This is a genomic window from Caldifermentibacillus hisashii (assembly GCF_039654145.1).
GTDB classification, from domain to species: Bacteria; Bacillota; Bacilli; order Bacillales; family Caldibacillaceae; genus Caldifermentibacillus; species Caldifermentibacillus hisashii.
This window is the reverse complement of record NZ_CP155467.1, coordinates 3,174,705-3,188,080: the sequence shown is the minus strand read 5'-3', so window position 1 is coordinate 3,188,080 and position 13,376 is coordinate 3,174,705. Positions and strand designations below refer to the sequence as shown.

Genomic DNA, 13,376 nt, shown 5'->3' with positions numbered 1-13,376 from the left:
TACCATAAAGTGGATATAATTACCAATGTAAGAAAAAATTTTAAGGAGGTCGAGTGCAATGATGATTATTAAAAATTTCTTTGGCAAAACAATCATGAATCGAAATAACACGCATTCGACCGAATCTAAATGGATCGCTTAGGATTTATTTGCAATTAAGTATATCCATGCCGTAGGGAGAATCGTGCCCTGCGGTATTTTTGTGCCTTTTTAAAGCCGCAGGGAGCAGTCTCTTTGCGGCTTTTTACATTTTTTTGATATAGAAATGGAGGTGAAAAGAATATGACCATCAATATTTTGTTTGTCAGCATTACAATAAAACAGCGGGAAATTTCTCTTGAAGAGGAACTTCATAATCAACAAGTTGAAAAACTTTATGAACAGAACCAAATGCGAATTTCCACTTTTATGGGGAACCATTAATTTAGTGAAAAAAAACTTAGGAAAGGTGTGAGGACAAATGATTTTACGATATAGGCGATTTATGAGTTGTACTGGAGGTCGGATGCTGAATAACCGGATAAGGAGGTGAAAAGAGCATGACCATCAATATTTTGTTTTTTACAATTACAATCAGCAAAAGGAAGATCACCCTTGAAGAAGCACTGAACGACCAGAGGGTGGAAAAATTATATGAGGAAAATAAAGACCGTGCGGCAAAATATATCCGCAATTTATAATTTGTACGAAAATATGAAGGAAAGGTGGTTATCATGATGATTTATATCATGCAAAAGAGATTTTCAATTTTATGGGTGGAGAAAGATACCACCTAGTCATTTTTGTTAGGAGGTTGGAAAATTGTCACTTCATATGTTGATTATTATGTTTATTTATAGAAAGAGAAAGAAATAGCTATAAAAAAATCAAGCCAAGTTTGATACCATTCGTTCATAACAGGTAAAATTGACTCGTTAGTTTTTTTAGAAACTGCATTTTTATGGACACCTAAAAGCAGAGTAATTCGCTCTGCTTTTTTTACTCGGAAAGTACCCCGGTGTTCTCCTCGAAGACTTGAATAGCTCCCATTCGTTTTTCTCATTCAGTTATCTCTATAAATCTAATACATCTATAAATTTACGAAAGCATAATATTTAGCTCCCTTCCATTTATTACAGGTTTTAGTAAAAAACTATCCCAAAAAAACTTTTTTGGTACATAAATTTAATCATAGTACCCGAAACATTTAGACAAATAAAAATATAACAACAATGTCCTTATGCATAAAACATCAGCACGAAAAGTCGATAAAATAAAGGAGTCACTTTTTGGGTTATATTATTTTAGTAAAATAAGGGCTTTTTTAGAAACCAACATAGGCTTCCAAAATCATACCCCCACCATCTACCCTAAAATAGGTTTAGTTTCAAACTGACCGGTATTCATTTGTTCCATATTGACTAGACAATGAAATGGCGCATGTTCTTAAAAAAGTAAATATGATTTACACTCAAAAACATAAAGGAGGAATTTTAGTTGAAAGAAAATGGGGACAGGAAAAAATTTGCATTAAATATAAGGAACAAGCTGATTATCTCCTTTTTATGCACATTATTAATTCCGAGTATTGTAATAGGATTAACCTCATATATAAGTGCAAATGATAAAACTGAGGACCAAATAATGAAAATGGCTAAGAAAGATGTATCGATTGTTGGTAATACTATCAGTCAATTTATGAAAGCACAGATGGAAAATATCGATTATCTGTCTAATGAAATTATAGCCGGTAATATCGTTAATGGTGAGGATGCGAAAACGAGGGAAGTTTTAGACAATATTCAAAACGCAAAGGAAGATGTCGTTGAACAGACCTATGTTGGAAATGAGAACGGGGAATTTATGAATTCTCCAACATCCTTTAAAAACCCGCCAGACTATGACCCGAGGGAAAGACCATGGTACCAGCAAGCGATGGATCAACCAGATAAAGTGATTATCACGGACCCGTATATTTCAAAATCTTCAAATGAAGTTGTGGTAACATTGGCGAAAGCAACAGCAGATGGCCAGGGGGTTGTTGCAGTTAACTTAAAGCTGGATAGTTTAACGAATATTATTAGTAGTATTAAAATTGGTAATGATGGTTATTTATTTGTACTAGATAAAACTGGAAAGGTCATTAGCCACCCGAATTTTGACCCTGGGAAAGAATTAACGGGAAATTTTACCAAAAAGATGTATGATTCTAAAACAGGTCATTTTGATTATGTTTTCAAGAAGGAAGCTAAAAAATTGACGTATGTGACAAACGACGTTACAGGTTGGAAAATTGTCGGTACAATGTTGAATAATGAGGTAAATCAAGAAGTGAGACACATTTTAATGACTACTTTATATGTAATCATCTTATCGCTAATTATCGGAACAACGATTGTCTTGTTTATTACGCGCTCGATCTCCAAGCCAATCAAATTATTAGCCGATGCAAGTGGGAAAATTAGTCAGGGTGATTTAACTGTTCATATTGATTTGGAAAGAAATGATGAGCTTGGAAAATTAGCAAAAGCCTTCAACAATATGCGAAAACATCTTCATTTTGTTATTACGGAAGTTCGTGACAAAGCTGGCAGTCTTACATCTGCTTCTGAGCAATTAAACTTAGGGGCGGAACAAAATACAGCAGCAACAGAGTTAATTTCGTCATCAATTCAAGAGATTGCATCTAGTATGGATGACCAATCGAACAATATTTTAGAGAGTCAAAAAGTAGCAGAGGGCATGGTAAATTCTATTCATGAAATGTCGGTAATGGCGAATGATGTGACACAAACAGCTCAAAGTACGAAGCAAGCTGTTGATGAAGGAAATAAATCAATAGAAAAAACAATTAACCAAATGGAATCAATTAAGCAAAACACCCTTGAATTAGCAACAAACATTCAAGGCTTAGGTAATCTGTCTTCTGAAATTAATAAAATTATCGATGTAATTACAGATATTGCCGGTCAAACAAATTTACTTGCATTAAATGCTGCAATAGAGGCGGCAAGAGCGGGCGAACATGGAAAGGGGTTTGCTGTTGTTGCTGATGAGGTACGTAAATTGGCGGAAGAGTCCACTCAATCGGCAGAAAAAATTAAACAAATGATTGAAAAAATTCAAGATGAAACATCAACCACAGTACAGTCCATGGAAGCAGCAACCGAACAAGTAGAAAAAGGAATTTCCGTGGCAAACAATGCAGGTTCATCTTTTTCAACAATAAAAGGGTTCACGGATAAAATTACTGATCAAGTAAAGGTTGTTGCAACGAATATTGAAGGAATTTCTGCAGGAGCGAAACAGTTTATTCAAACATTCCAACAAGTCACATCAACTGCAGAAGCAACGACATCTGAAGCTCAAAACGTTTCTGCATCGACGGAGGAACAACTTGCATCTATGGAAGAAATTGCTCATTCTGCTGCATCCCTAACAGCAATTGCTGAGGAGTTACAAGAGATAGTTAACCAATTTAAATTGTAACAACTTACCTAATGAGCACATTAGTGAAAAGAACAAGGGCACAAACTGCTAAATCAGTTTGTGACTTTTCATGTTTGTAAATATCATAACCACAGACTTTTTAAATCTTGGAGTTAAAGTAAGAAGTAATAAATTCACTTATATATAACAAAAACCCGCTAAAATACTGCAGTTATTCTCTATTTGCGGGTTTTTGTTTACCTAATAACTAACGAACTTATGTTAAAGTTATAATATACCCCTCCGTTTTAATATAATTCTATTATTTTCCACTTTCTAATTAAATGCTAACTAATATTACTAAAGATCATCTCTAAGAATTCTCCATAAAGTACTCCGACTAATTTTCAATTCCTTTGCCGTTTTAGTTTGATTACCATCGTTTTTCTTTAAAGCTTCTTTTACAATTTCATGTGTGATTTCTTTAAGTGATAGGTTATCATATCTTGATGTATTTTGAGCCGGAGATGTAATACTAGATAAGGCACCTTCATTTTCCAAAACCATTCTTACGCTTTTTTGATTGATATAGGAAGTTTTCGTAATAACAAATAGCTCTTCTAAAACTCTCTTTAATTGCAGTAAGTTTTGTGGCCAATCATATTCAATCAATATCTGTAGAGCACTAGGCTCTAAACCGATAATTTGCTTACCATATTTATAATTTAAGGAATTAATATATATGCTTATTATTGGACCTATATCTTGTTTTCGTTCTCTAAGACTGTATAGGTTAATAATGTTGCAGTCAAATGTTTGTAATGGTGAATTCTTTTTAGGCTGATTGTTAAGGTTTTTTGTATAGGATAGAATCCAATTGTTGTTAAAAGGTTGAGAATGTGTAATATAATCTAAAACTAGATTTAGATTTTTATTTGAAAGTAATTCAATGTGACTAATATAAAAAGTTGAGTCTGAATCTAAAAAGATTGATTGGTCTGAGAAGAATAAAATATCAAATTCTTCGGGACTTAGTTCACCAACGTTAATCTTCCATAACCGTTTATTCTTAAATTTCCTATGAAGCATCCTTGCTGTTTTCTCTTTTCCCGTCCCAACTTCACCGATTAATAAGATTGGCTTTTTTGATCTTGATAACATTGTTACAATATTTTTATTATTTCCAACTAGATAAGAGCTGTTTATTAATTCTTCAAATGAATTTTCTTTTTCTCCATTATCATTAGTCAATGTTATACTTCGAGAAGGAATATTGGTATTTACTGGTTTTAGAGAAATATATATAAAAGAATTTTTTAAAATACATTCAACCTCATATAGCTTTCCATAATATTTTTCATAAGAAATTTGTTTATTATTTTCCTGAAGATGTCGACTCTTAAGATTAAGAATAAGGTGATTTAATAAAGTAGGTGAGTTTTTTCCTCCACTTTGAAATACCAATTCATAATTTTTGTTAAAAATAAAAGTGTAGTATTCAAGTGCCTTTTGAAATTTAGAATGGAAATCTATTTTTTCCTTAAGTTCATATGAATATCTTGCAATAACAATTGCATTATTAAAAGCATCCATGGTGCTCTCTTCTCCCGATAGGATAAGAATGGAATTAAGTTCATATTCGGCAGCAATTCTAGATGTAATTTGATCACCGATAATGAGGTCAAAGTTATTCTTTTTTAAATTTCTTATGACATCACCAACTTCATTTTGATCATTAATCGTAATTATATCTAGGTCAATACCAAGTAACTCTGCAATTGTGTGAGCAGGTTTAGTAATATTGGAAAACCCAATTATTGCATACTTTTCTCTAAAGTTTTCTGCAAGTTTTATTGCATGTAAAATATCAAAAACTGAAACCTCAATCTCAATAGTGGGAATGTTCACTTCCTTTCTTAATAGTTGAGCAGTTCCACCCCGGGAAATAATAATATCAAAATCTTCTTCTTTTTCCTTTGCAAGTGCAACACCTTCATATAGGTCCCCTACAAAACCTTCAAAATATAAATCTTCAAATTTAGAAGCAATTTGCTTCATAGTAAGCAGTAAATATTCAAAGGGTGCTATACCTAGGACTCGAATCTTATTCATGGAAATATCTCCTTTGTTTCAAATTGAAACACTTTTATATTAATATAATATAATATTTTTCCTGTGGAGTAAATATGTTTGAAAATGAAACAAATTAAAGAGAATTAGTATAGTAAAAATAATGTAATCGCTTTATGATTGAAAATGTAGTCAGTAAATGATTTTAATAATGTCTCTAATTAATTGGGGAAATGTTAGAATCAGTAAATTAAAGGGAGGATATTATGAAGATATTACAAACAGTTAAAAAAATTCCGGGTGGTATGATGGTAGTACCATTAATTCTGGGAGCTTTAACAAACACATTTTTCCCACAGTTTTTTGCTGTTGGTGGATTTACCGAAGCATTATTTAAAACAGGGGCAGCTACATTATTAGGAGCATTTTTATTATGTAATGGAGCCCAAATTAACATAAAGCAAGCTGGAACACCAATCTTAAAAGGAGTCATTTTACTTGTTACGAAGGTAGGTATAGGAGCATTAATCGGGATTGTTGTCAACTATTATTTTGGTATGGAAGGAGTTTTAGGAATTACACCTTTAGCTATTGTTGCTGCGATGACCAATAAGAATGGGGGGCTATATGCTGCTCTTGCAGGAGAATATGGAGATTCAACAGACGTTGGCGCAACCTCCATTATTGCGCTAAGTGACGGTCCGTTCTTTACATTACTAGCTTTTGGAGCAACTGGACTTGCAGAAGTTCCATTTTCAGCACTTATAGCTGCACTCATTCCTATTCTACTTGGTTTTATTTTAGGTAATTTAGATGAAGACATTCGGGATTTTTTGGCACCAGGTACTACCTTATTAATTCCTTTCTTTGCATTTCCTTTAGGAGCAGCTTTAAACTTTAGTCAATTAATTACTGCAGGAGCTTCTGGAATCATTTTAGGTATTGCATGTACTTTAATTACAGGATTTGCTGGATACTTTGTATATAAACTACTAAAATTTGAACATCCTGTAGTTGGAGCGGCAATTGGTTCAACAGCTGGTAACGCAGTCGGAACACCAGCAATCATTGCAACAATTGATGATGGTTTTTCTGCTATATCAGCTGAAGCTACTGCCCAAGTTGCTGCAGCAATCATTGTCACAGCAATTCTATGTCCTATCCTTGTTAGTCTCTTGAATAAATATGAAAAAAAGAAGAAAAGAATCCTTGCTAACGAGGTTGGATGAAATGAAAAAAAAATATTTAATTATAGCTGATGATTTGACGGGTTCAAATGACTCAGGTGTACAAATGAAAAAAAGAGGAATTCCTGTCGATGTTTTACTATTTCCCAAAAAAGGAAGTATTGATAATTCTATCGTTTTGGATACAGAATCTCGTAATTTGCCTAAAGAAGATGCATTTCAAAAAGTAAAGAGACTAACAAGTGAGGTTCTTGAATATAATCAATTTGATATTGTATATAAAAAGGTAGACTCTACCCTTCGTGGGAATATCGCAGTTGAGGTAAAAGCAGTATGTGATATATATAAGCCAACAAAGGTGGTTTTTGCGCCTGCCTACCCAAAGATTGGAAGAACGACGCAAAATAAAATTCATATGCTGTCTGGGACTCCATTAATGCAAACCGAGGTTGCTAATGATCCTCTTAGTCCAATTAAAACGGATAATATAGTCGAATTACTTGAAAATGAGCTGAAAGTAAAAGTCATTCATCATAGCCAAAAAAGTTTATATGAAGATGTTGATATATTAAACGGTGGTGTATTCCATACTTTTGATATTCTAACAACAGCTGACATCTTAAAATTGGCTAGTATATTAATTAATACCAATGAGAGAATATTATATGTTGGTTCTGCAGGATTAACAGAAGGAATATTTGAGAATATCTATCCTGTTGCACCGGTATTATCTGTTGTAGGCAGTATAAGTGAAGCTAGTCGTAATCAAATGAATTATGCAGAAAAAAATGGAGTTGAAGTTATTCAAATTGATATTGAGTCAATATTTGATAAAAAAAGATATCCTGATTATACAGAGAAAATCGTTGATGCTTTAAACAGTAAAAAGGATGTTATATTAACTGCGTGCAGAACGAGAGAAGAATACGCAGCTACTATAGCTTATGCAGAAAAACAAAAAGGATTGTCAAAAATTGATAGTAGCACATTTGTTCAAAACAGTTTATCAAGCATTACAAAAGGAGTACTGGAAAGTGTAGATGTCTCGGGATTATTTTTAACGGGTGGAGACACCGCAATTGCTGTCATTGATAAATTGGAGGGAACTGGGTGTACAATTGAAGCTGAGGTATTAACCGGAATTATTAAGTCAAAATTAATTGGTGGAAAATATGACGGAACCAATTTGATTACTAAGGCCGGTGCATTTGGAAAAGAAGAAGATTTACTATACTGTATTGGAAAATTAAAGGAGAAATAAAAAATGGAAAAGATTGGAATTACAATGGGTGATCCTGCAGGTGTTGGACCTGAGATTTCTGTTAAGGCATTAGCTAGTAATGTGGACTACTTAAATAACGCTATTATTTTCGGTAGTACATCGATTATTAATTTCTATGTAAATTTATTAAATCTCGATTATAAAGTTAATTCAATCACGAAGCCTTCAGAGTTCAAATCTGGATATATAAATGTATTAAACGTTATGGATTTATCCTTTGATGATATAAAGATTGGTGAAGTGAGTCCGACTGCAGGGGCTGCGGCATATAAATATGTGGAATCAGCAATTCAATTTTCGCTAAATAGAGAAATTGGACCAGTTGTAACAGCCCCTTTAAACAAAGAAGCATTACATTTAGGTGGTTATAATTTTGATGGACATACAGAAATTTTTGCAACATTAACAAATACAAAAAAATATACAATGATGCTTTGGAGCGAGAGGCTATCAGTAGTACACGTTTCCACCCACGTAGCCTTGAGGGAGGCATGTAATCGTGTCAAAAAGGATAGAGTGATGGAGTGTATTGAACTAGCACACGATGCCTTAATAAAACTAGGAGTTACGAACCCTAAAATAGCAGTAGCGGGACTAAATCCCCATAGTGGAGAGGCTGGATTATTTGGAAATGAGGATATGGATGAAATTGTTCCAGCTGTAAACGAAAAGAAAGCTCAAGGTTATAATGTAGAAGGCCCGGTTCCTCCAGACACTGTATTTTTAAAAGCTTCACAGGGTAAATATGATATTGTTGTTGCCATGTATCACGATCAAGGACATATTCCAATGAAATTATTGGCATTTGATAGTGGCGTAAATGTTACATTGGGCTTACCAATTATTCGGACCTCGGTTGATCATGGAACTGCTTTTGATATAGCAGGTAAGGGGATCGCTAAGGAGGAATCTATGTTATGGGCTATTAAATTGGGTATTCAATTTAGTAGAAATTCATAATTTGTAACAATGTTTAGTTGTTAGGAAGACATTGCGAGAAGAAACTGCTTTCCCGATTGTTAGAGACCAATTAACAATTGGAAAGCAGTTTCTCTTATTTAATCTACATTTCGGTGTTTTTATATAATCCCGTCATGCAGTTTTATCCATAACGCAATGAATCAATTTTTTCGCCTATCCCCATCATGATGTTTTGAGATTTTGCCAATTTAGCTTCACGGAATTTGAAACCAATTGATACCCATTCTAATACAGAAGCCCTTAGTAAGTTTTCAATGGATAACAATATGTGATATGATAGTGAAAAGAAAATAATTTGGAGTGACCAGAAATGGAATTATGGGATGTTTATGACATCAACCGGAAGAAAACGGGGAAAACTCATCTGAGAAGTGTACCGTTACCAGAGGGAAGTTATCATTTAGTTGTTCATGCGATTATTGAAAATGAGCGGGGTGAAGTACTTATCTCGAAACGGCACCCTACAAAACCATATGGGAATCTCTGGGAATGTAATGGAGGATCGGTCCTTGCAGGTGAAACGAGTTTGCAAGGAATCCTCCGTGAAATAAAAGAAGAAATTGGGATGGACCTCAACCCGGATAATGGTAAAATCATTCACCAAGAGACAAGGGATTGCTCCCATTACGATTTATGGTATTTCCAGCAAAACGCTAATATCCACGATTTAGCATTGCAAGCGGAGGAAGTTTCCGATGCCAAATGGGTCAATCAGAAGGAATATGATGTGATGGTTACAAATCAAGAAATTGTACCATCAATTGACCACTATTTTCGGTTAGTTTTTAAAAAATAGATTGCTTGCCTACCGGAGACGGAAATTTGGTTTGGATTCAAAATAAAAGCTAAAAAGCCCGTGAATATCGCGGGCTTTTTATAATCTCTTACAGTTTTTCATTTACCTTCCCATCTCTTTTTCCATACATTCCATAAAAGAAAAGAGTCGTTAATTCTTCCGTTAGGGGTAGAGCGACTTGATATACATCTTTCCGTTGAAAAAATTCCTTGAACATTTGAATATAAAGGAGAATGACTTCATTGGATAAACCTGGGTCAACATAGCCTTGCTTTTTTCCTTCATTAAATAATTCAATCAACCGTGGAAGTACTTTTTCATTGAATAGTTTTTCGATATCGTTCTTTTCTTTAGCATATTCCTTCATAATGTATTGGTAAAAATCTTCATGAATGTGGGCGGCAATTTCTTTTTTATTGAAAATGATTTGTTTTACCTTCTCGTAAAACGGAAGGGAGCTGTTGAATAATTGTTCATAATCTTTCCATACTTGATTGACATAATAAATAATGACTTCATGGACCAAATTATCTTTACTTTCAAAGTAGTTATAAATCGTCACTTGGGAAACAGCTGCCTTACTAGCAATTTCCGCAATAGATACTTTTTGAACGCCATTTGTCAGGAACAAGTTTAATGCTGCATCCAGTATGTTTCTTTTTTTTAATTCCCGACGTCTTTCGAATCCGTCCATCCATTTTCACCTCAATATTAGTGTAAACATAAATTTGAAATTAAACAATAAAAATATTTCATAAATTGGTTGCAATTTATTGGTTTTAGATATATTATGAAATATATAGATTAAAATATTTCAAAACCTACGGGACGAAAATTTTGTAATGTAATTTTCTTAGCGCTAGAATTCACCTTCCATTTTAAAGGAGAGGATTATAATGACCATTCTGCAGACCATTGATTTAACGAAAAAATTTGGGAAGTTTACTGCCTTGGATCAGATTAACTTACAAGTAAACGAAGGGGAAATTTACGGGTTTATTGGGCCGAACGGAGCAGGAAAATCAACGACAATTCGGACACTTCTCGGTATGTTAAAACCGACATCGGGAACGGCAAAGATTTTTGGGAAAGATACTTGGAAGGATGCGGTGGAAATTCATAAGCGAATTGCCTATGTACCCGGAGATGTAAATCTTTGGCCAAACTTGACGGGAGGAGAGGTAATTGACATTCTCTTGAAAATGAATGGACAGGTGGATAAGAAACGGCGGGATGTTTTTATCGATAGGTTTCAACTGGATCCGAAGAAAAAATGCCGCTCTTATTCAAAGGGGAACCGGCAGAAAGTAGCTCTTGTGGCATCCTTCAGTCGTGATGCGGATTTATATATTTTAGATGAACCAACTTCAGGACTTGATCCATTGATGGAACATACTTTTCAGGAGTGTATAAAAGAAGTGCAAGCAAATGGCAAAACAGTTTTCTTATCAAGTCATATTTTATCAGAAGTGGAAAAGGTTTGTGATAAGGTAGGAATCATTCGTCAAGGTAAAATTATTGAAACCGGTACATTAACAGAATTGCGGCATCTTACTCGAACGAAAATCACTGTTGTGACAAAAGAACCGATTACAAATTTAGAAAAAATATCGGGTGTTCATCAAGTCACAAACCATAATCAGGAATGGAATTTTCAAGTAGATACGGAAAAACTTGGTGAAGTGATCCGGTATCTTAGTTCCTTCAGCATAGTAAAATTTGAAAGTATGCCACCAACATTAGAGGACTTGTTTATGCGCCACTATAAGGAAACTAAGCAAGCTGGGGGTGCTGGCCATGCTTGAAAATCTTTTTAAAGGGACCGGACCAATTACAAAATTAATTTTAAAACAAAACCGTTTTAAAATCGTTGCTTGGTTATTGAGTCTTGTTATTGTGACATTGGCAGTTGCGTCCGCATATCCGGGTGTATATAAATCTGAGCAAGATATAATGGCCTATGCTCTTACGATGGATAACCCGGCGATGATTGCCATGCTTGGTCCCGGATATGATGCAGCGGACTACAATACAGCATCCATTTTTGCCAATGAAATGTTGATTTTCACTTTAATTGCGGTGGCGGTCATGAATATTTTGCTTGTTAGCCGGGCAACGAGAGCGGATGAAGAGGATGGGCAAATGGAGTTAGTACGTGCCTTGTCGGTTGGAAAACTATCCTATTTATCTTCGAGTCTCATTATGGCAGTGATGCTTAACGGTATCCTCACAGTTCTTGTAGGTGCAAGCTTATCTTTATTAAATTTGGAAGGGATGGATTTGGAAGGGACATTTTTATATGGCGCAATTCTTGGGGTGACCGGTCTTACCTTTGCAGGGTTTACAGCTTTGTTTGCCCAGCTTTCAGAAACGTCACGTGGAGCAACTGGTTTTTCATTTGCTGCCATGATTACTTTTTATTTGATTCGAGCCATCGGTGATACCGGGCAGGAAGGCTTGTCTCTTGTCTCTCCACTTGGCTGGGCTGTTCGTACCGATGTTTTTGTAGAAAATCATTGGTGGCCGGTGCTGTTATTACTGCTTTTACTAGTTGTACTAATTGGTCTCACTTTTTACTTAAATTCGATTCGAGATATGGGGGCAGGTTTTTTACCGGAACGAAAAGGGAAAATACATGCTTCAACCTTTCTGCAAACACCAGTTGGTCTTGCTTTTCGATTGCAGAGAACAAATATTATTGCTTGGGGCATTGGTGTCTTTGTTCTTAGTGCTTCATTTGGATCGATATTAGGGGAACTAGAAACATATTTTGCCGATATGGAAATTTTACAGGTCTATTTACAGGGAGACTCGGGAACATCGATGAGGGATTCTTTTATTTCTTTACTTATGGGGATTATGTCCATGATTGCCTCTATCTCGGTTGTTATGACGATTGTAAAAGTAAAGAGTGAAGAAAGCAAAAATCAAACAGAACTTATCTATAGCCGAGCAGTATCCAGAAATAAATTATTGGGCAGTTATTTAGGTTTAGCAATTATAACAAGTTTTTTGATGCAGACATTTATTGCCACTGGTTTATGGTCGGTTGGTTCTTGGGTGTTAACGGATGAGTTGGATACAGGCACGATCTTCCTGTCAGCTTATGTCTATCTACCGGCAATTTGGTTTTTAGTAGCGTTAACAACACTATTAATCGGATTAAAGCCAAAAATAACGGGACTAACTTGGTTTTATGTCGTTTATTGCTTCTTAATTATCTATGTTGGGGATTTGTTTGACTTACCGGAATGGGTGAAAAAATTATCTGTTTTCCATTTCGTACCATATATGCCGCTGGATGATTTCGTCTGGTCATCAACCATTGCAATCACGATTGGATCAGTTATTGTCTCAATAATGGGTGTAATCGGCTATAATAAGAGAGATATTATTGGATGAAAACGAAGGGAGAACCGTTCTAGTTCTCTCTCCTTTTCTGTTCTTTCTAGTGACAAATATAAAATTTTAAGTGAAAAATGAAACAATCTTATATTGTACAGACAGGTTCATAGTTGTATCTTTTTGTGACATGTTATAATTTTCCTTAAAAATTTTTAAGTGTAACCGAATGTGTCTTTACCTAAATGTACAGACACATTCATGTTGCAATTGTTTTTATCACACATTTATGCTACATTAATAATAGTTA

The 13,376-nt window shown here is 34.6% G+C and carries 12 protein-coding genes; 9 read left to right on the top strand and 3 right to left on the bottom strand.

The window, feature by feature from the left end; all coding sequences use genetic code 11:
* Positions 1-282: 282 nt before the first annotated feature.
* Positions 283-423: a YrzI family small protein gene (locus NSQ14_RS15520; protein WP_072012707.1), complete on the top strand. Its 141-nt coding sequence runs from the start codon at positions 283-285 to the stop codon at positions 421-423.
* 116 nt (positions 424-539) lie between these two features.
* Positions 540-680 (top strand): YrzI family small protein, encoded by a 141-nt coding sequence (locus NSQ14_RS15515; protein ID WP_072012706.1) that lies wholly within the window; start codon positions 540-542, stop codon positions 678-680.
* A gap of 149 nt (positions 681-829) precedes the next feature.
* On the opposite strand, the gene NSQ14_RS15510 is transcribed toward NSQ14_RS15515, so the two are convergent.
* Positions 830-1,042 carry a hypothetical protein gene (locus tag NSQ14_RS15510; protein WP_034772451.1) on the bottom strand — a complete coding sequence of 71 codons (213 nt, stop codon included), beginning with the start codon at positions 1,040-1,042 and terminating at the stop codon, positions 830-832.
* 434 nt (positions 1,043-1,476) lie between these two features.
* Between NSQ14_RS15510 and NSQ14_RS15505 the strand changes: the two genes are divergently transcribed.
* Positions 1,477-3,468, top strand: a complete 1,992-nt coding sequence (locus tag NSQ14_RS15505) for a methyl-accepting chemotaxis protein (protein WP_034772449.1) — start codon at positions 1,477-1,479, stop codon at positions 3,466-3,468.
* 300 nt (positions 3,469-3,768) lie between these two features.
* Here the strand turns inward: NSQ14_RS15505 and NSQ14_RS15500 are convergent, their stop codons facing one another.
* Positions 3,769-5,520, bottom strand: coding sequence for a sigma-54-dependent transcriptional regulator (locus NSQ14_RS15500; protein ID WP_269919433.1), 1,752 nt, complete (start codon positions 5,518-5,520; stop codon positions 3,769-3,771).
* Between the two features lie 224 nt (positions 5,521-5,744).
* Here NSQ14_RS15500 and NSQ14_RS15495 point away from each other — a divergent pair, with 224 nt between their 5' ends.
* The 4 genes from NSQ14_RS15495 (at position 5,745) to NSQ14_RS15480 (ending at position 9,724) form a co-directional block, all read left to right on the top strand.
* Positions 5,745-6,707 (top strand): 2-keto-3-deoxygluconate permease, encoded by a 963-nt coding sequence (locus NSQ14_RS15495; protein WP_034772446.1) that lies wholly within the window; start codon positions 5,745-5,747, stop codon positions 6,705-6,707.
* Position 6,708: 1 nt separating this feature from the next.
* A complete protein-coding gene (locus NSQ14_RS15490) occupies positions 6,709-7,926 on the top strand; it encodes a four-carbon acid sugar kinase family protein (protein ID WP_034772443.1) in 1,218 nt (405 codons plus the stop codon).
* A gap of 3 nt (positions 7,927-7,929) precedes the next feature.
* Entirely contained in the window at positions 7,930-8,907 is a 978-nt protein-coding gene (pdxA, locus tag NSQ14_RS15485; RefSeq protein WP_034772440.1) for a 4-hydroxythreonine-4-phosphate dehydrogenase PdxA, read from the top strand.
* A 331-nt stretch (positions 8,908-9,238) separates the two neighbouring features.
* Positions 9,239-9,724 carry an NUDIX hydrolase gene (locus tag NSQ14_RS15480; RefSeq protein ID WP_034772437.1) on the top strand — a complete coding sequence of 162 codons (486 nt, stop codon included), beginning with the start codon at positions 9,239-9,241 and terminating at the stop codon, positions 9,722-9,724.
* An 88-nt stretch (positions 9,725-9,812) separates the two neighbouring features.
* Here NSQ14_RS15480 and NSQ14_RS15475 read toward each other — a convergent pair whose 3' ends face one another.
* Positions 9,813-10,418: a TetR/AcrR family transcriptional regulator gene (locus NSQ14_RS15475; protein WP_346216566.1), complete on the bottom strand. Its 606-nt coding sequence runs from the start codon at positions 10,416-10,418 to the stop codon at positions 9,813-9,815.
* 202 nt (positions 10,419-10,620) lie between these two features.
* On the opposite strand from NSQ14_RS15475, the gene NSQ14_RS15470 reads away from it, so the two are divergent.
* Both NSQ14_RS15470 and NSQ14_RS15465 read left to right on the top strand, forming a co-directional pair.
* Positions 10,621-11,529 (top strand): ABC transporter ATP-binding protein, encoded by a 909-nt coding sequence (locus NSQ14_RS15470; protein WP_034772433.1) that lies wholly within the window; start codon positions 10,621-10,623, stop codon positions 11,527-11,529.
* Positions 11,522-13,126, top strand: a complete 1,605-nt coding sequence (locus NSQ14_RS15465; protein WP_034772430.1) for an ABC transporter permease — start codon at positions 11,522-11,524, stop codon at positions 13,124-13,126. The genes NSQ14_RS15470 and NSQ14_RS15465 overlap by 8 nt, the downstream gene beginning before the upstream one ends.
* Positions 13,127-13,376 lie beyond the last annotated feature (250 nt).